The organism is Pedobacter suwonensis (assembly GCF_044762335.1).
Classification (GTDB): domain Bacteria; phylum Bacteroidota; class Bacteroidia; order Sphingobacteriales; family Sphingobacteriaceae; genus Pedobacter.
The window spans coordinates 730,598-753,472 of sequence record NZ_JBIWEB010000001.1; the positions used below are offsets into that span (position 1 = coordinate 730,598).

Here is a 22,875-nt window from a genome sequence, read left to right on the forward strand (position 1 = left end):
TATATTTTATTTCCTAATTTCTGCGCCAGCTTGTGCCGTTAAATTCGTGATAAGCTTCTGCATGGTATGCTCAATCTGCTTATCGGTCAGGGTTTGTTCCTCATCCTGCAAGATGAAATTCAGCGCATAAGATTTTTTTCCTTCGGGTAATTTATCACCAACATATACATCAAATACTCCAACTTCCTTTATCAGCTTTTTATCCGTTTTAAAGGCAATCCCCTTTAAGGTATCGAAAGTTACATTTTGGTCAATTAATAAGGAAAGATCACGACGTACCTGCGGATATTTTGCAACATCTTTGTGCACGATTTTATTTTTCCTTACAATATCCAACAAAACAGCCCAATCAAAATCCGCATAAAATACTTCAGTATTCACATCAGCTACTTTACGGTCAGCTTTTGAAACAGCACCGAAACTTACCAAAGTTTTATCTCCACGGAAGTATTTAATTCCATAAGCAAAGTTTTCATCGTTTAAAACATCCGACTGATAACTGACAATCCCCAAACGTGATACAACTGCATCAACGGCTGATTTTAAATTATAAAAAGTTGCCGGTTTAGCCTGGTGGTTCCATTGCTCACTTTGCTTGGCACCAGCAATCAACAATAACAACCTTGGCCGCTCAACATACTTTTCGTTAATCAAATGATAGGTTTTACCAAATTCATAAAATTTCACATCCGAGTTCTTCCGGTTTTGATTGTATGCTACACTTTCCAGCGCAGGCATCAGTAAATTCTGGCGCATTACATTTAAATCACTGCTTAACGGATTTAAAATAAATACGGCTTCGTCTAAATTTTTCGAATAGGCCGATTTGGTTAACGAGTTGCACATAATCTCGGCATAACCATTCGCGGTAAGCATATCTGCAATTACGTTATGTGTATTTTCCTTTTCAGGCTTAACACTGTAAGAAAGTGATGCGTTTACCTTTGAAGGAATTTCAACATTGTTATAACCGTAAATACGCAGCACTTCTTCTGTAATGTCGCATTCGCGGGTTACGTCTACTTTAAATGATGGTACCCTCAAAGCCAAAGTATCCTCAGCGGTATTGGTAGCGGAAATACCTAACGCGGTTATGATGTGTTTGATTTCGGCAGAAGGGATATTTGCACCGATCAATTTATTGATATTGGTATAACTTACCTCAAACTCAAAGGGCTTGATGTGGTTTGGATAGATATCAGCAACCGGAGAGGAAATTTCGCCGCCAGCCAGTTCTTTAATCAACATGGCTGCATATTTTAATGCGGTAACCGTAATCTCAGGATCAGTACCACGCTCGTACCGGAAAGAGGCATCGGTCTTTAAACCATGTCTTTTTGACGTTTTACGCACAGAAACAGAATTGAAGTAAGCACTTTCGAGGAAAATATTTTTGGTACTCGTATCTACACCAGAAGATTTGCCACCAAACACCCCTGCAATGCACATTGGTGCTTCAGCATTGCAGATCATCAGATCATCTGCACTCAACTTACGCTCCACATCATCAAGCGTTACAAAAGGAGTCCCTTCTACCGCTTTTTTAACGATTACTTTTCCGCCGGTAATTTTATCAGCATCAAATGCATGTAATGGTTGCCCTAAACCATGAAGCACATAATTGGTAACATCTACCACATTATTAATCGGACGTACACCAATTACCTTTAGTTTATCTTTTAACCAGTCAGGCGATTCTGCCACGGTAACGCCCGAAATGGTAACGCTACTATAACGCGGACAAGCGGCCAAATCTTCTACTTCAACCGGAATAACCAGATTTTCGTTGTCCGTTTTGAATGCGGAAATATCGGGCATTTCATACTCACTCCTGAAATAAGCAGCAACATCTCTCGCCACGCCCAAATGTGAAGCCGCATCGGCACGGTTAGGTGTTAATCCGATTTCGAAAACAAAATCGTCATCCATTTTAAAATGATCTTTTGCACGGATTCCAACTTCGGTATCTTCAGCAAGGATCATAATCCCATCATGTGATTTACCCAAACCGATTTCATCTTCGGCACAGATCATTCCCTGCGAAAGTTCTCCTCTGATTTTTGATTCTTTTATCTTAAAAGGTTCTCCCTCTAAGGGATATACCGTAGTACCCACGGTAGCTACCACCACTTTTTGGCCGGCGCCTACATTTGGCGCACCGCAAACAATCTGAAGATTTTCTTTACCACCAACATTTACAGTGGTAATACGTAACCGATCGGCATTGGGATGCTGAACACAGGTTAATACCTCGCCAATAATCAAGCCCTCTAAACCGCCCACAACAGGCTGCACTTTTTCTACACTTTCTACCTCCAAACCTACATTGGTAAGAATTAAAGAAAGCTCCTGAGGTGTTTTTTCAATTTGTACGAATTGCTTTAACCAGTTATATGATATTTTCATTTTAGAGAATCAAGTAATGAGTATCAAGTATCGGGACAAGCCCGGATGATGATCAATTTTATTAAAACGCAAAGATATTATTTAAAGGTCAAAGGAGGAAGTTAATTATTGAGATTTGAGACTGGAGATGTGAGAGATAACAAAACCTAAAAATGGTTCAAACACACCAAAAAGTAACTAATGACCGATTTTCAGATTGGATAGAATGACCGCGCATGCCCCTGCTCCTATTACCAGCATAATAACCGAAGCGATAACTAACTGAAGTCCAGGTTTAACGGGTTGATTTCTTACAGCTTTCATGATAATCTGCACGATGCCAATTATAAACAACAACACCGCAATCACCCAATATATAATAAAAATTCCCATACGCTCGTTTTGATATTAACTGTTAAAAAGCAATACTGCGCAAGCACCAAAACCGATCACAGCCATTATTACCGAAATAATAAGCAGTTTCAATCCGGGTTTCACCGGTTCGTTCCTGGAAGATTTAATGATAATCTGAATGATCCCCACTACAAAAAGTACAATTGCAGTAAGAATGTAAATCACAAATAAGCCGAATAAACCACCCATATTAATTCATATTTAATCTTTCCCTGATCAGATCTATTGTATTATCGCGGTAAAAAATATTCATGGTCTCGAAAGGCACCATTTTATATTTATCGCTTACAATGTGCACACAAGATTTTTTAACAGCCCGCACATCAAAATCAAGCGGATCCATAAAATTCATGATAATGATCCGAAATAAATTATCGTAACTCAAACTATCTGATTTTACTCTTGGCAGGCAGCACATCAATTCGCCAAAAGTGTCTTCTGCACAATCGACCGAAACACCTGTGCTAAACAAGTTGAGCATATGTTCTTTCAGTTTTTCATCATGTTCAAACACGATGGTATTTTTTGAATTATTGAGCAAATCTTCAGGGTTGATCAGGTGTGTCATCGGGATGACTTCATCGCCGATTTTTAAAGCATAAGCCATACATAATGCATCAGGATTGCAGGGTACGGGAATCAAATCCTGCGGGGTGAAGGTGGGATATTGCTCATAAATCTTTCTGCGCACCTCAGTCAAGGTAATCCTTCCCTGCTGATCATTATAATCATCGTTTCTTCCGGCAACCTGGGTCGGCTGGAAAGTAACCCCACGTACACATTTCTGTTTGAGCGCATAATCTAAAATATCGCCAATTTCATGATCGTTTAGTCCTTTTTGCAAAGTAACAACCAAGGTTGTCGATACATTAAACTGATTTAAATGATCAATGGCTTTTTTCCTTACCTCAGTAAGGTCTTCGCCTCTTAGCCTGGTCAACACATCGGCATCAAAACTATCAAACTGCAGGTAAATTTCGAAATCGGGCATATAAGTAGCCAGCTTCTCTACAAAATTAATGTCCTTGGCAATCCTGATACCGTTGGTGTTCACCATTAAATGTTTGATAGGTTTGGTTTTGGCGAGATCTAAAATCTTAAAAAACTCAGGGTGCACGGTTGGTTCTCCACCTGAGAGCTGAACCACATCAGGTTCGCCTTCGTTGGCCACTACTACATCCATCATCCGCTCTATTTCCGGCAAAGTTCGGTGCCTGCCATAATTTGGTGACGACATGGCATAACAGGTTGGACAGGCCAGGTTGCAACGATCGGTAACCTCTATTACCGTTAAACACGAATGCTGTTCATGATCGGTACACAAACCACAATCGTAAGGGCAACCGTAATGCACTTTGGTATTAAACTTAAGTGGCATTTCAGACTGTTTATTGTAATTCCTGATCTGTTTATAATATTCGACATCATCAGCAATCATCACTTTACTATCACCATGTGTCCTGCAATTTTTCAGCATAAACACCTTACCATCTTGAAAAACAATTTTCGCATCGCAAAGCTGTAAACATTCAGGACAAAGGCTTTTGGTATAATCGTAATATATATAATCTCTGGTATTGGCCATCATGTTACAGGTTAGGTAAGATTCTTTTAGAAATTCTAAAAATGAATCTATAATAATAAATAAAAATAAACAATGCAGACCAATGAATGCTGCTTAAATTTAAAAATAACGAATGGTAAGGCTTTATAAACTCTATCAAAAACCTAAATAAGAAATAAAGCAACATAAATAATTTAAAACGGTCGCCGTTAATCAATTCTTTATGTTTCAAAACGTTAAAAAGAAAAATTAAAAGTACCAGATAGCTCATTTCATAGAGCATGATCGGATGTCTGGGTATACCGTCACCAAGATCCATTCCCATAAAAAAGCGGGTAGGAATACCATAGGTCGGTTCATCGATCCCCATTGAAAAGCAACCGATCCGCCCTATAATCAATGCAACTAAAATCGGGATCACGTAAACATCTCCCGAGGCGATATCTACTCCGATGATCTTTTTTATAAGTTCGACACCAAATAAGCCGCCAAGCAAACCGCCAACAATGGTTTTACTTTGATAAAGAACCGAAAACGTAAGATGATTGACTAATTCCGGCGTTTCCAGTACAGCTACTACCCGCGAGCCAACCAGGGCACCAAGCATGGCCCCTAACATAATCCATAATCTGTTTTCGTCAGATATCGGATCTGCAATTCCTTTTTTATAATGGTAATATAACCTCACGCCGATGATAAAAGCGAGGGTTTCAAAAATGTAATGATAATGGTATTGATGACCAAAAAGCCCAAATTGAAAAGGAAATGGTGATACAGATTTTAACAGCATCTATTAAAAGAATAACCGGCAAAAAACGGGTAAATGATCTGAATAATACCTTTTATCCTTACTATCTGTTAACACGGCAAATTTTTGCACTTTAAAACCTTTGTTTACGAAAACATAATCGATCCTGTCTTTCAGGTCGCTATCGAAATGAAAACCGTTAAATGTACCAGTTGGCCCATATGGAGGCTCTACAGAAACGTCTTTTGCATCAATGAGAAAAGATTTGATGGTTGCAATGGCCTCCGTTTCTGGCGTCACATTTAAATCACCCGTAAAAACAACCGGTAAATTTGGTGCAATCTGCTGTATCTTTTGTTTCAACAATTTAGCTGATTCAATTCTCGCTTTCACCCCAATATGATCGTAATGGGTATTGAAAACGATAAATTCCTTTTTAGTCAGCTTATCGTAAAGTTTTACCCAGCTACACACGCGGTTGAGTGCAGCATCCCATCCTTTTGAAGGCACATCAGGCGTTTCTGATAACCAGAATGTACCACCATCTTTTTTAGTGAAACGATCTTTATCAAAATAAACTGCCGAAAATTCTCCTTTTCTTTTGCCGTCATCGCGCCCAACACCCACTACATCAAAATTGGAATTTTCCAGCAGGGCATCAAATTGTTCAGGCAGGGCTTCCTGTACGCAAAGGATATCGGCATCGTGAAACTTAACCAGTGCTTTTACATTATCTTTTCGGTTTGGCCAGGCATTGATTCCATCTGATGCAACATTTAAGCGGATATTATAGGTAATGAGATTAATTGGAACGCCTTTTTTCTGAGCAAAAGCCGCAATGGTTAATAAAAGAAAAATAGGGATGATTTTTAAAGCATTCATAAAATGTAATTTCACTGTTTAATTAATAAGGTGATTTGTACCACCTATTTCTGAGCCGCTATTATACTATTTTAACGTTAATTGTAGCTTAACATCCAAGTATCTTTTAAATTAAATCTTCATCTCTGTAGCTATAATAGCGGTTATTGGCAAAAATCAGGTGATCGACCACATACAAACTCAACAAATTACCTGAGGCGACCATATCTCTGGTCAATTTATCATCACTCTCGCTGGGCTTTAAATTTCCGGAGGGGTGATTATGTGCCAACACGATATTTGCCGCATTGTTTTCTAAAGCCGTTTTAAAAATAATTTTCGGATCAGCTACCGTACCAGCCTGTCCGCCTTTGCTGATCAGGAATTTACCGATCACGCGGTTGGACCTATTTAACAGTAATATCCAGAATTCTTCATGATTGAGATTGGCAAAGGTTTGATGTAAATATTTATATACATCGTTAGAAGTCGTTACATGCGTAATCACTTCCTCCGTGGTTTCTTTCCTTCGTAAGCCAAGCTCTAAAGCAGCAATAATCGTTAACGCTTTTGCTTCTCCGATTCCTTTAAACCTCGAAAGTTCCAGAATGGAAGCCTTACCCAGTTTGGTTAAATTGTTATCGTAAAAAGATAAAATTCTTTTACTTAAATCAACAGCCGTTTCGTTTTTATTACCAGAGCCAATTAAAATGGCGATGAGTTCAGCATCCGTTAAATGTCTTCTGCCGTGCAACAAAAGTTTTTCGCGGGGCCGATCTTCTTCAGCCCATAACTTTATTCCTAGCTTCTGTTCGTAGTTTTCCATTTTTGAAGATAAAAAAAGGCATCCTAACTTATCGTTGGGATGCCTTCCTAATATCGTAAAAAAATGGCTTATTTTAAACCGTTAACGAATTTCGTTAATTTTGATTTGTTATTTGCTGCTTTATTTTTGTGGATGATGTTCTTTTTAGCTAAACGATCTAACATAGAGATTACTTTAGGCAATAAATCCGATGCAGATTTTTTATCTTCTGCAGCACGTAATCTTTTAATGAAAGTACGCGTAGTTTTTGCCTGATATCTGTTACGTAAACGTTTTGTTGCGTTTGCTCTAATTCTTTTTAATGAAGATTTATGATTTGCCATTTCTATTTAGCCTTTTATTTTTCTTATTCGTTTCCTATAATTCGGGTTGCAAATATAGGATTAATGTTTTTAAATCACAAAACACTTTTAACTTTTTTTTCATTAAAACCAAACCCTGTTTTCGAACAGCAAAAATAAGTTAAAATTATTCATTAATAATACTTTAACCTGATTGAATAAAAATTCTTTTACATAGAGAAAACAGTCTTAAAAATAGTATTTTTGGGCAAAACGATTTTGAGTGAAAAAGAGAATAGCCATCTTTGCATCAGGTTCCGGCTCTAATGCCCAAAAGCTGATGGAGCATTTTAAGCGGAGCAATGAAATAGAAATATCTTTGGTGTTAACGAACAATGCCGATGCATATGTATTGCAAAGAGCTGATAATTTTGAAATTCCCACCCATATCTTCGATCGAAATGAGTTCTACCAAACCGATGAGGTAGTAGACCTGCTGAAAAATCTTGAAATTGATTTTATCGTGCTGGCAGGTTTCCTTTGGCTGATTCCTAAAAACCTGATCCATGCTTATCCAGGCAGAATTGTGAATATTCACCCTGCAATCCTTCCTAAGTTTGGGGGAAAGGGCATGTACGGCGACTATGTTCACCAGGCGGTAATGGCTGCTGGCGAAACTGAAGGCGGTATAACCATTCATTATGTTAACGAAAATTACGATGAAGGCGAGTACATTCACCAGGCCCGCTACCGGATAGACAAAAACGACAGTCTGGAAATGATAAAATTTAAGGGACAGCAACTGGAGCACCTGCATTATCCGCGCGTGGTGGAAAGCATTGTCAAAAAAATCAGCAAATAGTTAAGATGTTAAAGCATTAACACAGTACTCGTAAAAGATCCGAATTAACACTGTTTTTAATGTGATACATCATTAATTGGCCGCAACATGCTTCTTACCTTCGTGCAGCTACCCAGCCATATTGATCATCCGCTTTTTACCGAATTATACTCAAATTTATAATTTGTAAGTGCCGGCAACCGGCAAAAATTGCTTTTTTGTTTGTCGTCTTAAAAGACGATTAATGACCAATCGCATTTAAAACTAACCAAGTCTTTCTTTCCGGCAAATCCTACCGCACCTTCTATAAAAGAGTAGATAAGCATGAACGATGCAATCTGCTATTTAAACAATCAAAAAATCCCGCTGAGAGCTGAAAAATTTCAAAGCGGGGTTTTGATAATGGATTCAATTACCCCGATCAACTAATCCAATTAAAAATTGGAAACACCACCTCTTTAATGTTTAGCGCTTTTATTTAAAACATTAACGAATGTAAGTTCAACTCTACCATATATCAATTCCCCCTTGTATCGGTGTTCCTTTTTAGGGAAGTTTAAATGTGGTTAAGCAATAACGCGTGCTTGCTTCCAAATCACAAAATGAAATAGGCTATGGTATATATTTTTTGTAGACGTACAAATCATAGTAATAAAGCCTATAAGCAAAAGCCCAAACGCCAGGGTGAGTTGGCGGGTTTACCTAATCAATAAAACTGTATAAAATGAAAAACTTAAAAGGAATGCAGAAGAGCCTTTCTTCTTTGGAAAACAAAAGACTCCAAGATTTAAGCACAGTACAAGGTGGTTTGTACCTTATCAGATCAAACGTTGCCTGTCCGGGCCAATACCCAAGTGAAACTGTGGAATATGACGCTTACGAAAGCAATGGCGGCAAGTATATCGGAAGAACATGTCAATCTGCTGTTTCAGCCCCAAGTTCTGACGTAGGAAACTGGAACGGCGCTAACTAGGCAAATTTAAGTTGAGCCTTAACTCGTGTCATTTTTAAACGACTAGGGTTTAACAGGAAAATGTACAAAATCTGCAGAACAGGATTTTGGATTCTGCTCACAATAAAAACTAGTAAAATGAAAAACTTAAAAGGAATGAAGAAAGATTTTTCTTCACTTGAAAACAAAAAACTTACTGATTTATCTTCAACCAACGGCGGAAGAGCAATGGGAGGCTACACCTCCATTCAATCCAATGTATTTGTGGGTGAAGGATGTATAGAGTATGATCACTATGAGGGACCAAATGGTACAGGTGGATATATTTACAGGGAAATCCGTCGTCTTGCACCCGGTGAACCTGTTCACAACTACTAAAATTGTTTAAATGTAATTTCTGCCATCACTTCTGCAGAAATTACACTTAATCAAATCCTATGAAAAGATACGGGCTGCCTTCTGAACAGGGGCGCCCTATCAAAATCATTCACTGGCCAATTAAATAAAGATGATTTTAATTATATCCAAGAAACAGGAGACCACCACCAATGAAGTAATCAAATGGCTTTTGGCAATGGGTAAAAAATTTATCCGGGTACAGGAAGACGAAATTTTTGAGATCAAAACCAAAGAGAAAAGGATTTATATCGAAAGCGATAGAAATTGTTTTTACCTCGATGAAATCAATAGTGTATGGTACAGAAGAGGAGGTTTAAAATTTAAAAATTTCCACTACGGCAATCATTCGGTAAACATTCACATGCAGGAGCACCAACATTGGCTGCATGATTATGTAATCAAAACACTTGAATCCAAAAAGCACATTAACAAGCAAAGCAATAGCGCTGTAAACAAGCTGTTTGTATTAGAGCAGGCAAAAAAAACAGGGCTGGATGTTCCCGAATATTACCTTGCGGAGAATACGTGTGATGTGGTTTTGGATAAAACAATAATAAAGCCATTGACCGGAAATATAACGATTGACGCTTACCAGAATTATGGGGAAAGCATTATGTATACGCATGTTATCGATCGCCAGGAAGAAGATAGCTTCTTTATTACCTTTTTTCAGGAAAAAATTGAAAAGGATTTCGAAATCAGAAGCTTTTACCTGAACGGAAGGTTTTTTTCCACGGCAATAATCTCCCAAAATGATGAGCGAACCAAAACCGATTTCAGAAAGTACAATCTTGAAAAACCCAATCGAAATGTGAGATACAATCTTCCTATAGAAATTGAAAGGAAAACCCGTCAATTAATGGAGTTACTGGATATAAACTGTGGCTCAATAGATTTCATAAAAAGTGAAGAGAAATTTTATTTTTTGGAGGTCAACACCGTTGGTCAATTTTTAGGAGTCAGCTCCATGTGTAATTATGGTGCAGAGAAAGCTATAGCCGAATATTTATGAGATATAAAATCGAAGATAAAAATAAGCTGCCGCTAACATTCAAATTTGTAGATGAATATAGGGGTAAAAAAAATAGTCAAAAAGGTAATGATGTGCTTTATGCTCCGTGCAAGCGATATCAAACCAACTTCCTTATGCTGGTAAAACCATATAAGCCCATTAGCAGATTATTATGAGGTACTTCAACTTATTTAGCGATATCCTGATCACAAAAGGCGTTAACAGAATCTTAATTTCTGATTTACAACGTAACTATTCTGAGTTGCAGTCTTTAGAATTGAATAATATAATTGAAGAGTTAAAATCGAATTCCATTGAAGAAGTATTTGCGTTTTATGATCAGGAATCAAAAGAAATACTACAGGAATACCTAAACTTTTTAGTAGAAAAAGAGTACGGTTTTATTACTGAAAATAGTTGGGACGAAAACTTTCCACCATTACAAACGGACTTTAGCGATAGCAGCACCATCTCTAATATATTTATCGAAACTGCTGATTTAATGTTTTCGCCACAGTTGGTGCAATCTATTGAAAATTTAGGAATAAGACATTTGGTAATCTATTGTGAAAGCAAACTTTCATTGATGGATTTTTTGACCTTAGAAGACACATTTAACGACTCGTGCTTAGAAAGCATAGAAATTTTTTCATTGTACCATGAGGATATAAATGATGATTTCGTAAAAAAACTGGATGAAAAATGTTTAAGAATCTACAGCTTGATATTCCATAAATGTGATAATGCTGCTTTCGAGGTTACAGATACTTTTAAATTCAACCTGGTTTTTACCGATCAATATTTAAAAATAAATTCCTGCGGAAAAGTAGATCTAAAATACTTTGAAACAAACATGCTGAAGGTTTTAGAAGCCGTTAACCATAATCCTTGCCTTCATAAAAAAATAGGTATTGATATAAATGGCAATATTAAAAACTGTCCTGCAATGTGCAATAGCTTCGGAAACATCAACACGACCACGTTAGAAGACGCAATCCTCCATGAAGATTTTAAAAAATACTGGGACCTAACCAAGTCCGGAATTCAGATTTGCAAAGACTGCGAGTTTCGAAACATCTGTACAGATTGCAGAGCTTTTACAGAGCAAACGCATAAAAATAATGATGGCTTAGACATATCAAAACCCTTAAAATGTGGTTACAACCCCTATACCAGCCAGTGGGAAGAATGGAGCCTAAATCCGCTTAAGCAAAAAGCAATACAAAGTTACAGCATGCAGCAATTAAATTACGATGCCTAAAAAATTCCCTTTTTATAAACAACCGGATGCAAAAGACTGTGGCCCTACTTGTTTACGTATTATAGCTAAACACTATAATAAAAGTATTCCGCTTCAGCATCTGAGAACACTTACCGAAACAACCAGAGAAGGTAGCGGCCTTCAGGGGCTTAGCAATGCAGCAGAAAATTTAGGTTTTAGAACTTTAGGAGTTAAGATAGATTTTAAAACCCTGGTTGCAGATGCGCCTCTACCTTGCATTGTGCACTGGAATAAAAATCATTATGTAGTGGTTTATAAAATTGACAAAGCCGAAAAAGTTTATATTTCAGACCCTAGCTATGGATTAATTACTTATAAAAAAGAGGAATTTATTAAACATTGGATTGGTGAAAATGCAAAGGACGAGACCGAGGAAGGCATTGCACTTGTTCTGGAAACCAGCCCCTCATTCTATCAGGATGACTTTGAAGATGAAGAAAAGAAGACAAGTTTCGCTTTTCTATCCAGATATCTATTAAAGTATAAATCGCTCGTCATACAGCTTGCCTTTGGCTTACTTGCCGGAAGTTTGCTATCGCTGATTTTTCCTTTTCTTACCCAAAGTGTGGTAGATGTGGGGATACAAAATCAGGATATCAATTTTATTTACCTGGTTTTGCTGGCACAGGTAATGCTCTTTATAGGTAAAATGGGCATTGATATTATTCGTAGCTGGATCTTGCTGCATCTCTCTACCAGGATAAACATCTCTATCGTTTCCGATTTTTTTATCAAATTAATGAAACTTCCAATCAGTTTCTTTGATACCAGAATGACGGGAGACATTATGCAGCGCATTAACGATCACCATAGAATAGAACAATTGCTTACAAGCTCTTCGTTAAATACACTGTTCTCCATGGTTAACCTGATCATTTTCAGCATTGTATTGCTCATGTATGATTACCGCCTCTTTGCAGTTTATTTAATCGGCGCTATCCTATATGTGGCATGGATTACCTTCTTCCTCAAAAAAAGGAAAGAACTGGACTACAAAATGTTCTCACAGGTTTCGCAGGAGCAAAGCACTGTAATCGAGCTTATTAACGGCATGCAGGAAATAAAAATGCATAATGCAGAGAAGCAAAAAAGATGGGGATGGGAATTTTTACAGGTAAAGTTATTTAAAATCAGAATAAAGGCTCTTTCCTTAGAGCAGTGGCAATCTGTTGGCGGTGGTTTTATCAACCAGATTAAAGATATTTTAGTAAGTTTTCTTTCAGCAAAACTGGTACTGGATGGAAATCTCACACTAGGTATGATGCTTTCTGTGCAATACATTATCGGTCAGTTGAATAGCCCCTTGTTACAATTGATCGATTTTATCAAACAGACTCAGGATGCCAAAATATCTTTGGAAAGACTTGGTGAAATTCATGATAAAAAAGATGAAGAAAGTACTGATGAACAATATATTACAGAAATCCCACAAAAAGACATTACACTAAATAAGATATCCTTTAGATATGTTGGCTCAGATGCATTCATTTTCCAGGATTTAAACCTGGTTATCCCCTATCAAAAAACCACTGCAATTGTTGGTACCAGCGGCAGCGGCAAAACCACGCTATTAAAACTGCTTACCAAATTTTACGATCCGGAAAAAGGTGATGTTCAGATTGGCGGAGCAGACCTCAAAAGTATATCGCCCAGCCATTGGCGAAAGCACTGCGGCGTAGTGATGCAGGAAAGTTATATATTCAATGATACCATTGCCAATAATATAGCCATTGGCGAAGATATGATCGATAAGCAAAAACTGAGAAAAGCGGTCGAGATAGCCCATATCAAGGAGTTTATTGAAGATTTACCCTTAAGCTACAACACTAAAATAGGCAACGAAGGTATTGGCATGAGCGGTGGCCAAAAACAAAGATTATTTATTGCCCGGGCAGTTTACAAAAGCCCCGATTATATCTTTTTTGATGAAGCGACGAGTGCATTAGATGCCAACAACGAAAAAATCATTATCGAAAATTTAGCGCAGTTCTTTAAGGGAAAAACTGCGGTTGTTATTGCACACCGGCTATCAACGGTGAAACATGCCGATAAGATTATAGTACTGGACAAGGGAATTGTGGTAGAGGAAGGCAACCATCATCAACTGGTGGCAAAAAAAGGTGAATATTATCGATTAATCAAAAATCAGCTCGAACTTGGAAACTAAAAAAGATAAACTAGATGAGATACAGCTACGTTCTGAAGCTGTTCAGGATGTGTTATCAGACCCTCCACATTGGATGTTCCGCTGGGGCAATGCGGTCATACTGGGTATTCTGTTTATGATTTTGCTGATGAGTTATTTCATCAAATACCCGGAATTTGTACCTGCTACCATTGTAATAACCTCACAAAATCCGCCAGAAAAGCTTGAAGCCAGAATAGACTCTAAGCTGGAAAAAATCTTGATAAAAGATCACGAACGGGTTCATAAAAATCAGATCTTGATGGTGCTACAGTCCACAGCAAACTATGAAGACATTTTACAACTCATCAACATCATTGATTCGACAACTCCAGCCCGGATGGCTTCTTTTCCGGTAAATAAGGTATCAAAATTTAAATTGGGCGAGCTCCAGAGCGATTATAACAGTTTCGAAAAGGCATTCCAGGACGAGAAGTTATTTGCATCACTTAAACCCTACGAACCAGAAAACAAAGCAACCGAGCAAAATATTACAGCCAACAGAAGCAGGGAACTTGCGCTAAAAAATCAAAAAAAACTGGAGCTGGCCAAATTTGAACTGATTAAAAAAAATTATCAGCGAACGTTACAGCTTGTTAATCAAAAAGTAATCTCTACCGCCGAATTCGAAAATGAAAAAATTAAATTTATACAGGCCGAGCAAAGCATACAAAATATAGAAATTTCCCTGTCGCAAACACAAGAGGCCATTGCAAACCTTAATAAAACCAGAAGTGGAATAAACATCAATCATGAGAAGGACAAAAGTAATTTTGCTTTACAAACCTTGCAGTTATTTGAACAGTTAAAAAAATCGTTGAGGCAATGGCAGCAAAATTATTTAATCACGTCATCAACAGATGGTATCGCAAGTTTCCAACAGTTCTGGGGCGAAAATCAGTTTTTAAAACGGGGCGATGCCATATTAACCATTCTTCCCGATAATAAAAAGGCGCTCATTGGCAGGCTACTTGTACCAGCCACCAACTCAGGTAAAATAGCACGGGGCGAAAAAGTGCTGATCAAACTGGATAATTACCGTTTTCAGGAATATGGGATTTTAGAAGGTAGTGTGCAGAACATTTCTTTCACCCCAGATGAAAAGGGAAACTATTATGTAGACGTGAACTTACCAAAAGGTTTAACCACCTCGTATCATAAAACCCTTACTTTTGACAAAGAATTAAAGGGCAATGCAGAAATTGTAACCCAGGATTTAAGGTTAATAGAACGGTTTTTATATCAAATCAGAAAGTTATTGGGATACCAGAGTTAGCTGCAAAGTTGTGATGAGATAAAAAACATTATCCGGCCAATTGGAGTTTAACTTTACCAGTGAATAGGGTATTCATTTAATAAATATCTTCGCTAAAATGGTTCAAAGAACTCAATTTTAAATACTGTCTGAAGAGCTTAAATAACTTTAAACAAAAGCGAGACAGCCAACGCAAATCTTATTGTTTTTTTGCCTATCCAACATAATAAAAAAACCATCCGATTTTACTACCTTTGCGGCTCAAAATTTTCAGTAGAATGAGTCAATCCATTAAAATCAAAAACGCTTTAATCTCAGTATATTATAAAGATGGTTTAGAGCCATTGGTAAAATTGTTGGCCGCACAAGGGGTACAATTATTTTCTACGGGCGGAACAGAACAATTCATCAAAGATTTAAACCTTCCTGTTACGGCGGTTGAAGATTTAACCGGTTATCCATCTATTTTAGGCGGACGTGTTAAAACCTTACACCCAAAAGTATTTGGCGGAATCTTAAACCGTAGGGCGTTAACTGGCGACCAGGAGCAGATTGCCGAATATGAAATTCCTGAAATTGACCTGGTTATTGTTGACTTATATCCATTTGAAGAAACTGTAAAAGCAGGTGGAACACCTGAAGAAATTATCGAGAAAATAGACATAGGTGGCATTTCACTGATCCGTGCCGCAGCAAAAAATTTCAATGATGTGGTGATTATCGCATCAAAAAATGACTATCCTACTTTAGAAGCTCAATTGGCAGAACAGAATGGAGAAACCACTTTAGCACAGCGTAAGGCATATGCTAAAAAAGCATTCCATACTTCTTCTCATTACGATACTGCCATTTTCAATTATTTTAATACCGAAGAGCCACTTGATGTTTTTAAACAGAGTGTTACGGAAGCCAAAACTTTACGTTATGGCGAAAACCCTCATCAAGGTGGTGTATTCTATGGCGATTTAAATGCCATGTTCACCAAGCTTAATGGTAAAGAACTTTCTTACAACAACCTGGTTGATGTAGATGCAGCTGTTGCTTTAATCGACGAATTTGAAGACCCAACTTTTGCCATTTTGAAACACACCAATGCCTGTGGCATTGCCTCACGTCCAACGGTTAAACAAGCATGGATTGACGCTTTAGCCTGTGACCCGGTTTCGGCTTTCGGTGGGGTACTGATTACCAATGTGGAAGTTGATCTTGAAACAGCAGAAGAAATCAATAACCTCTTTTTTGAGGTATTGATTGCGCCTTCTTACCAGGCAGAGGCGGTAGAGCTGTTCAGCAAAAAGAAAAACCGCGTTATTTTACAACGTAACCAGGTTGAATTGAGCAAAAAACAATTTAAAACATTATTAAACGGTGTAATTGAGCAGGATAAAGATTTAATTATCGAAGGTCCGGAGCAAATGACAACGGTTACCGATAAAGCACCAACCGAACAAGAACTAAAAGACTTATTCTTTGCCAACAAAATTGTAAAACACACCAAATCGAATACCATTGTTTTGGTTAAGGATGACGTGCTAATTGCAAGTGGTGTGGGCCAGACTTCGCGTGTTGATGCCTTAAGACAGGCGATTGAAAAAGCGGCTTCTTTCGGTTTCAGCGTTAAGGGTGCTGCAATGGCTTCTGATGCTTTCTTTCCTTTTCCAGACTGTGTTGAAATTGCTGCCGACGCGGGAATTACTGCTGTGCTGCAACCAGGTGGATCAATCAAGGATGCCGATTCTGTTGCAAAAGCTAACGAGAAAGGTATTGCCATGGTAACCACAGGGGTAAGACACTTTAAACACTAAGGAAGGTAGAAGGTTGAGGCTTTGAAGGCGAAAGGTTATATATCCATACCTTACCTTCACAAGAATCCGAACTAAGAATGATGAGCTTTATTCTCCCAATATTTTAATTGCCTTAAAAACAATTTAATAACAGGGGAAAATAAAACTTAAAACAATAAAAATCCTATTTTTACATTAGGAATAGTATAGATTTGATCAAATAAAGAAAACATACCTTATACATGGGATTATTTAACTGGTTTACGCAAGAAGTTGCCATTGATTTAGGCACCGCGAATACCCTGATTATACATAACGACAAAGTAGTGGTAGATGAGCCATCTATTGTTGCTTTCGATCGTACTACAAATAAAGTTATTGCAATTGGCCGCCAGGCCATGCAAATGGAGGGAAAAACCCACGATAATATTAAAACTGTCCGCCCATTGAAAGATGGGGTAATTGCCGATTTTAATGCTGCTGAAGCGATGATTAAGGGAATGATCCGTATGCTTAACGGCGGTAAAGGCTGGATGTTTCCTTCTTTGCGTATGGTAATCTGTATTCCATCGGGAATTACCGAAGTAGAAAAACGTGCCGTGCGCGATTCTGCCGAAATTGCCGGTGCTAAAGAAGTTTACCTGATCCATGAACCAATGGCCGCTGCTGTAGGTATCGGGATTGATGTGGAAGAACCAATGGGTAACATGATTATTGATATAGGTGGTGGTACTACCGAAATTGCAGTTATTGCTTTATCAGGTATTGTTTGCGACCAATCAATTCGCGTTGCCGGAGATAACTTCGACTCTGATATCGTAAATTATATCCGCCGTCAGCACAATATTATGATTGGTGACCGTACTGCCGAAAAAATTAAAATTGAAGTTGGTGCAGCGCTACCTGAATTACAAGATGCTCCTGCTGATTTTGCAGTTCAGGGTCGCGATTTAATGACGGGTGTACCTAAACAGATCACTGTATCTTATACCGAAATTGCACATTGCTTAGATAAATCCATTTCTAAAATTGAAGAAGCGATCTTAAAAGCTTTAGAAATTACCCCTCCTGAACTTTCAGCAGATATTTACCAAACAGGTATTTATTTAACCGGTGGTGGTGCATTGCTTAGAGGTTTGGATAAGCGTGTTGCTGCCAAAACAAAATTACCTGTTCACGTTGCAGAAGATCCACTTCGTGCAGTAGTGCGCGGCACCGGCATCGCCCTTAAAAACATTGGCGGATATAAATTTTTAATGCAATAACCTGGATTTGAGATGTGAGATATGAGATTTGAGACTAATTATCCAAACTCAGATCTCAGATCTCAAATCTCATATCTCATGAGCAATGCGTAACCTTTGGATTTTCATCAGCAGATACAACGCATTTTTCTTGTTTATCATTTTTTTCTTCGTTGGCATCTACCTCACGGTTAAAAACAATGCTTATCAGCGGAGCGTAACCCTAAACTCTAGCAATGAGATCGTGGGTACCGCGTATGAAAGGTTAAATGTTTTTAAACGGTATTTAAACCTGGGAATGGTTAACGATAGTCTGGCCGCAGAAAACGCTAAACTTAAAAGCCAGTTACTGGGATTAACTACCATAGATACAGCCAAAGATGTTAAAGTGGTGGATACGGTAACCAATCAACAATATACTTATCTGGCAGCCAAAGTGGTAAAAAATTCGGTTACTTTGCGGAATAACATCATGACGATTAACAAAGGCACTGATGATGGAATTAAAAGTGGTATGGCCGTTATTGCACCTCAACGTGGAGTAGTTGGATTTATCCGTGATGTTTCCGCTCATTTGGCTACCATTCAGTCTTTACTGCATAAAGATACCAAGATCAGTGTAACCCTCAAAAAGAACCATGCACTCGGATCATTGGTTTGGGGCGACGGGAATTTCGATATTAAAAAGGCATTTGTAAAAGAGGTACCCAACCATATTAAAATGTATGTTGGCGATACTGTTGTTACTTCCGGTTATGGCTCCTTTCCTGCAGGGGTCCTGGTTGGAAAAATCAGCAAGGCGAATGTGGCTACAAATGATAATTTTTTATCGGCAGAATTAAATTTGTTTACTGACTTTAGCACGTTGCAATATGTATATGTGGTTAAAGATAAAAGAGCTGATGAGCAAAAAGCTTTAGAAAGCATGGCTAAACCGAATGAATAGTAGAATCATAATTGTAAATGTGATCAGGTGGTTTTTACTGCTTTTTGTGCAGATTTTTCTGCTCAAGAATATGGGTTTTTACGATCTCTCCACTCCTTTCATCTACGTACTGTTTTTACTTCTGCTTCCATTTGGCATCCCTAATATTTTATTGTACTTACTGGCCTTTGCAACCGGATTAGCACTTGATGCCTTTTACGACACTATGGGCGTACATGCCACAGCTTGCGTAGTTTTGGCGTTTGTAAGGATTTCTTTTATTTCCATCAGTTTAAACCGCGATGCTATTGACGACCCTGAGCCATCATTAAGTTATATGGGTTTCCAGTGGTTTTCTCTTTATGCTTTTCTTTGCGTTGCAGCACACCACCTGGTGTTGTTTTTTCTGGAAACATTTAGGCTCACCGAAATTGGTTATACCTTAATGAGATGCGGCTTAAGTTGTATCTTTACACTGCTTATTATTTTTCTGGTAGAGTTTATATTCTATAAAAGAACACCACGCTAAATGGATCAGTTATTTAATCGAAAATATATCGTTCAGGGATTATTTATTGTAGTCGCCCTGATTTTATTGGGAAAGCTATTCTATATCCAGATTATTAGCGATAAAGCCTTTAGTTCTGCCGAAAGTAACGTACTCCGTAAAATTTATAAATACCCTGCCCGCGGTGCGATCCTTGATCGGAACATGAAAGTAATCGTGCAGAATGAACCTGTTTACGATTTAATGGTGATCCCAAACGAGGTTAAACCTTTTGATACCCTCGGACTGGCCAACGCTTTAGAAATTACAATAGAGGATGTTCGTAAAAAGTTAAAAAAAGCAAAAGCGCAATCCCCTTACCAGTCTACATTTTTTGAAAGGCAGATTTCGGTACAGAGTTATGCCCGCTTACAGGAAATCATGTATCGTTTTCCAGGCTTCAGAACGCAGGATCGAACCATCAGGCATTATCCTGATAGCATTGCCGGACAGCTTTTTGGCTATGTTAAAGAAGTGAGTCCGGATGATATTGAAAAATCAGAAGGTTATTATAAACCGGGCGATTTTATTGGAAAAAGTGGACTGGAGCGCTCATATGAAGATTTTTTGAGAGGTGAGAAAGGCGTAATCAATACACTTTACGATGCTAAAAATGTTGCTCAGGGCAGTTATGCCAATGGTAAATATGATATAAATGCTGTTTCAGGTGACCGTCTAATTTCTTCATTAGACATCAGAATCCAACGCCTTGGCGAAGAATTAATGAAAAATAAGGTAGGGGCTATTGTGGCCATTGAGCCTTCAACAGGAGAAATTCTGGCATTTGTAAGCAGCCCTGGTTATGATCCTAACCAGTTAGTGGGTAAAGATTGGGGAAAAAACTACATGAGCCTGATTGCAAACCCCTACCGCCCGCAAATTGTAAGGCCTATTGCCGGACAGTATTCTCCTGGCTCATCATTTAAACCGGTTGACGCACTGGTTGCCCTGCAAGATGGCGCCATTGATCCAAATACGACTTTTTTCTGCCCGGGTTATTACATGGCCGGAAACCACAAAGTAAAATGCGAACACGTTGATGGTACCATTAACATGCAACGTGGTATTGCCCGCTCCTGCAACACCTATTTCTGCCATGTTTTTCAGAGCATCATCACTAAAAACGGCATGAAAAACCAGCGTCAAACCTACGCGAAATGGCATGAGCAGATTTCCAAATGGGGTTTTGGCCAGAAATTGGGTATCGATATGCCCTTTGAAAAAAAAGGTATATTTTACCAGGCGGATCATTACGATAAAATTTATGGCAAACGCTGGGGATATACCACTGTAATTTCGCAGGCCATTGGTCAGGGTGAGATTACTTCTACCCCATTACAAATGGCCAATGTAATGGCAGCTATCGCCAACCGGGGTTATTATTTTAAGCCCCACTTGATTAAAGGTATTGGCGATAAAAATGTAGTAAAAAAAGAGTATGTGGTTAAAAATTATGTGGGTGTAGATGAAAAATACTTCCCTATCGTAATTGATGGCATGCGGGATGCGGTGAACAGCCCTTGGGGAACAGCAAAAGAATCGCAGATTCCCAACATTCTGATGTGCGGTAAAACCGGAACCGTGCAAAACCCACATGGCAAAAACCATTCTGTTTTTATTGGTTTCGCGCCTATGAACAATCCTAAAATTGCCATCGCAGTAATTGTAGAAAATGGTGGCTATGGAGGCTCTTATGCGGCACCGATATCAAGTTTCATTGTTGAAAAATATCTAACCGACAGCATTAAGCCACGTGCCAATGGCTATACGGTAAAAGCATTTGCAGAAACCAATCTTTTACCGGCTTTGATTGATAAGACAAAAAAGTTTAAACCGACCAGATTGGATAGTTTAAAACTTAAAAAGGCCGATTCACTAAAAAAAGTTAAAGACAGCCTCAGAGTAAAACCGACCTTACTTAAACAAACCGTTGCTAATAAGCTAAAGGTAAATCAACCCGATATAAACCATAAACCTGTAACCCCAAAATAAGATGCAACAACAGGGAAACCGTTTCTTTTTTAATGTAGATTGGATTACTGTTTTAATCTATATTGCCTTGTGTGCAGTTGGTTTTATCAATGTTTATGCTTCTATCTACAATCCAGATAAAGCAACGGGCTTCGATTTTGGAAGCAGTTATGGGAAACAGTTAATTTTTGTTATTACCAGCTTAATATTAGGTCTATCAATCTTATTGTTTGACGGCAGGTTGTTTAATGTATTTGCACCATTCATTTACGGAGCCACATTATTTTTACTCGTTGTGGTACTTTTTGTAGGTAGAAATGTAGGTGGAAACCAGGCCTGGATCCCCATAGGCTCTTTCAGGCTGCAGCCTTCTGAATTCGCCAAGTTTGGTACAGCCTTACTTTTAGCCAGGTATGTGAGCACATTTAATCCAAAATTCAGGGATATAAAATCAATCGTTATCGCCGGTTTAATTGTCTTGGCTCCGCTTTTACTGATTATGCTACAGCCTGATACAGGGTCTGCACTGGTTTTCCTCGCCTTTATGTTCCCATTATACCGAGAGGGGTTATCGGGTTATTTCCTGTTGATCTTTCTTGGCATGATTGTACTATTTATAGCTGACTTCCTGGTACCAACTTACATCTTAATTCTTATCTTAACCACAATCGGCGGACTTTTTATCTATAATAACAGGCGGAAACAGAAGATCATTATTTCGACCGTATTGGTCACCATTATTGCCATCGCCTATTTATTTATAGTTAAAATTGCTTATGAAAAGGTTTTAGCACCGCATCAGCGTAGCAGGATTGAGCTTATGCTAGGCCTTAAAGCCGATAATAAGGGTGCCGGTTATAACGTCATCCAATCGCAGATTGCCATTGGCTCCGGTCAGGTAACGGGACGCGGTTTTTTACAGGGTACACAAACCAAATATGGTTATGTACCTGCGCAGAGTACCGACTTTATATTTTCTACCATTGGTGAGGAATGGGGTTTTGTGGGTTGTTCGGTTGTAATCGGCTTGTATATGTTTTTATTGCTCAGGTTGATCAATCTGGCAGAAAGGCAGCGATCTACTTTCTCAAGGGTTTACGGCTATAGCGTTGCCTGTATCCTTTTTTTCCACGTATTCATCAACATCGGAATGACCATCGGAATCATTCCCGTAATCGGGATTCCCTTACCTTTTATCAGCTATGGCGGTTCCTCATTATGGAGTTTTACTATCCTCTTGTTTATATTTTTGAAACTGGATTCTAACCGGATGGGATTTATTTAGGAGTCGGAAGTACTAAGTCTGGAGTCCTAAGTCTATATTTTAAAGCGGAAAATTAAGCTAAACGGTTATTTGTTAGTCTTTACACTAACATAATTAGAGATATTGATTGTTTTA

The 22,875-nt window shown here is 38.3% G+C and carries 20 protein-coding genes; 13 read left to right on the forward strand and 7 right to left on the reverse strand.

Features of this window, described 5'->3' with window-relative positions; all coding sequences use genetic code 11:
- Window positions 1-6 precede the first annotated feature (6 nt).
- From pheT to rpsT, 7 genes are all read right to left on the reverse strand, one after another.
- Window positions 7-2,406 (reverse strand): phenylalanine--tRNA ligase subunit beta, encoded by a 2,400-nt coding sequence (gene pheT / locus ACIQXP_RS03115; protein WP_387504077.1) that lies wholly within the window; start codon window positions 2,404-2,406, stop codon window positions 7-9.
- 387 nt (window positions 2,407-2,793) lie between these two features.
- Entirely contained in the window at window positions 2,794-2,988 is a 195-nt protein-coding gene (locus ACIQXP_RS03120; protein WP_293741753.1) for a hypothetical protein, read from the reverse strand.
- A 1-nt stretch (window position 2,989) separates the two neighbouring features.
- Window positions 2,990-4,387 (reverse strand): radical SAM protein, encoded by a 1,398-nt coding sequence (locus tag ACIQXP_RS03125; protein WP_387504076.1) that lies wholly within the window; start codon window positions 4,385-4,387, stop codon window positions 2,990-2,992.
- A gap of 1 nt (window position 4,388) precedes the next feature.
- Window positions 4,389-5,153: a prolipoprotein diacylglyceryl transferase gene (locus ACIQXP_RS03130; RefSeq protein WP_387504075.1), complete on the reverse strand. Its 765-nt coding sequence runs from the start codon at window positions 5,151-5,153 to the stop codon at window positions 4,389-4,391.
- Between the two features lie 3 nt (window positions 5,154-5,156).
- On the reverse strand, window positions 5,157-5,993 hold the full coding sequence (locus ACIQXP_RS03135; RefSeq protein ID WP_387504074.1) for an endonuclease/exonuclease/phosphatase family protein: 837 nt from the start codon (window positions 5,991-5,993) through the stop codon (window positions 5,157-5,159).
- Between the two features lie 106 nt (window positions 5,994-6,099).
- Window positions 6,100-6,798: a RadC family protein gene (radC, locus tag ACIQXP_RS03140; RefSeq protein WP_090982731.1), complete on the reverse strand. Its 699-nt coding sequence runs from the start codon at window positions 6,796-6,798 to the stop codon at window positions 6,100-6,102.
- A 68-nt stretch (window positions 6,799-6,866) separates the two neighbouring features.
- Window positions 6,867-7,121 (reverse strand): 30S ribosomal protein S20, encoded by a 255-nt coding sequence (gene rpsT, locus ACIQXP_RS03145; protein WP_029277289.1) that lies wholly within the window; start codon window positions 7,119-7,121, stop codon window positions 6,867-6,869.
- A gap of 241 nt (window positions 7,122-7,362) precedes the next feature.
- On the opposite strand from rpsT, the gene purN reads away from it, so the two are divergent.
- The 13 genes from purN to rodA all read left to right on the forward strand — a co-directional run bounded on the left by purN (window position 7,363) and on the right by rodA (window position 22,761).
- Window positions 7,363-7,941 carry a phosphoribosylglycinamide formyltransferase gene (gene purN / locus ACIQXP_RS03150; RefSeq protein ID WP_387504073.1) on the forward strand — a complete coding sequence of 193 codons (579 nt, stop codon included), beginning with the start codon at window positions 7,363-7,365 and terminating at the stop codon, window positions 7,939-7,941.
- A 721-nt stretch (window positions 7,942-8,662) separates the two neighbouring features.
- The gene (locus ACIQXP_RS03155) at window positions 8,663-8,893 is read left to right on the forward strand and encodes a hypothetical protein (RefSeq protein ID WP_387504072.1); all 231 of its coding nucleotides are present in this window, start codon (window positions 8,663-8,665) and stop codon (window positions 8,891-8,893) included.
- A gap of 117 nt (window positions 8,894-9,010) precedes the next feature.
- On the forward strand, window positions 9,011-9,250 hold the full coding sequence (locus tag ACIQXP_RS03160) for a TIGR04139 family peptide modification target (RefSeq protein WP_145856209.1): 240 nt from the start codon (window positions 9,011-9,013) through the stop codon (window positions 9,248-9,250).
- 130 nt (window positions 9,251-9,380) lie between these two features.
- Window positions 9,381-10,283, forward strand: coding sequence for a grasp-with-spasm system ATP-grasp peptide maturase (gene gwsG / locus ACIQXP_RS03165; RefSeq protein ID WP_387504071.1), 903 nt, complete (start codon window positions 9,381-9,383; stop codon window positions 10,281-10,283).
- Between the two features lie 172 nt (window positions 10,284-10,455).
- Entirely contained in the window at window positions 10,456-11,544 is a 1,089-nt protein-coding gene (gene gwsS, locus ACIQXP_RS03170) for a grasp-with-spasm system SPASM domain peptide maturase (protein WP_387504070.1), read from the forward strand.
- Window positions 11,537-13,732 carry a peptidase domain-containing ABC transporter gene (locus ACIQXP_RS03175; RefSeq protein ID WP_387504069.1) on the forward strand — a complete coding sequence of 732 codons (2,196 nt, stop codon included), beginning with the start codon at window positions 11,537-11,539 and terminating at the stop codon, window positions 13,730-13,732. The genes gwsS and ACIQXP_RS03175 overlap by 8 nt, the downstream gene beginning before the upstream one ends.
- Window positions 13,722-15,026, forward strand: coding sequence for an HlyD family secretion protein (locus ACIQXP_RS03180; protein ID WP_293741761.1), 1,305 nt, complete (start codon window positions 13,722-13,724; stop codon window positions 15,024-15,026). The genes ACIQXP_RS03175 and ACIQXP_RS03180 overlap by 11 nt, the downstream gene beginning before the upstream one ends.
- 257 nt (window positions 15,027-15,283) lie before the next feature.
- On the forward strand, window positions 15,284-16,810 hold the full coding sequence (purH, locus tag ACIQXP_RS03185) for a bifunctional phosphoribosylaminoimidazolecarboxamide formyltransferase/IMP cyclohydrolase (RefSeq protein ID WP_387504068.1): 1,527 nt from the start codon (window positions 15,284-15,286) through the stop codon (window positions 16,808-16,810).
- A gap of 221 nt (window positions 16,811-17,031) precedes the next feature.
- Window positions 17,032-18,054 carry a rod shape-determining protein gene (locus ACIQXP_RS03190; RefSeq protein WP_010601761.1) on the forward strand — a complete coding sequence of 341 codons (1,023 nt, stop codon included), beginning with the start codon at window positions 17,032-17,034 and terminating at the stop codon, window positions 18,052-18,054.
- A gap of 85 nt (window positions 18,055-18,139) precedes the next feature.
- Window positions 18,140-18,979, forward strand: a complete 840-nt coding sequence (gene mreC / locus ACIQXP_RS03195) for a rod shape-determining protein MreC (RefSeq protein WP_293741763.1) — start codon at window positions 18,140-18,142, stop codon at window positions 18,977-18,979.
- Window positions 18,972-19,487, forward strand: coding sequence for a rod shape-determining protein MreD (locus tag ACIQXP_RS03200; RefSeq protein WP_293741764.1), 516 nt, complete (start codon window positions 18,972-18,974; stop codon window positions 19,485-19,487). The genes mreC and ACIQXP_RS03200 overlap by 8 nt, the downstream gene beginning before the upstream one ends.
- Entirely contained in the window at window positions 19,488-21,497 is a 2,010-nt protein-coding gene (mrdA, locus tag ACIQXP_RS03205) for a penicillin-binding protein 2 (protein ID WP_293741765.1), read from the forward strand. It abuts the gene before it with no gap.
- A 1-nt stretch (window position 21,498) separates the two neighbouring features.
- A complete protein-coding gene (gene rodA / locus ACIQXP_RS03210; RefSeq protein ID WP_090982704.1) occupies window positions 21,499-22,761 on the forward strand; it encodes a rod shape-determining protein RodA in 1,263 nt (420 codons plus the stop codon).
- Window positions 22,762-22,875 lie beyond the last annotated feature (114 nt).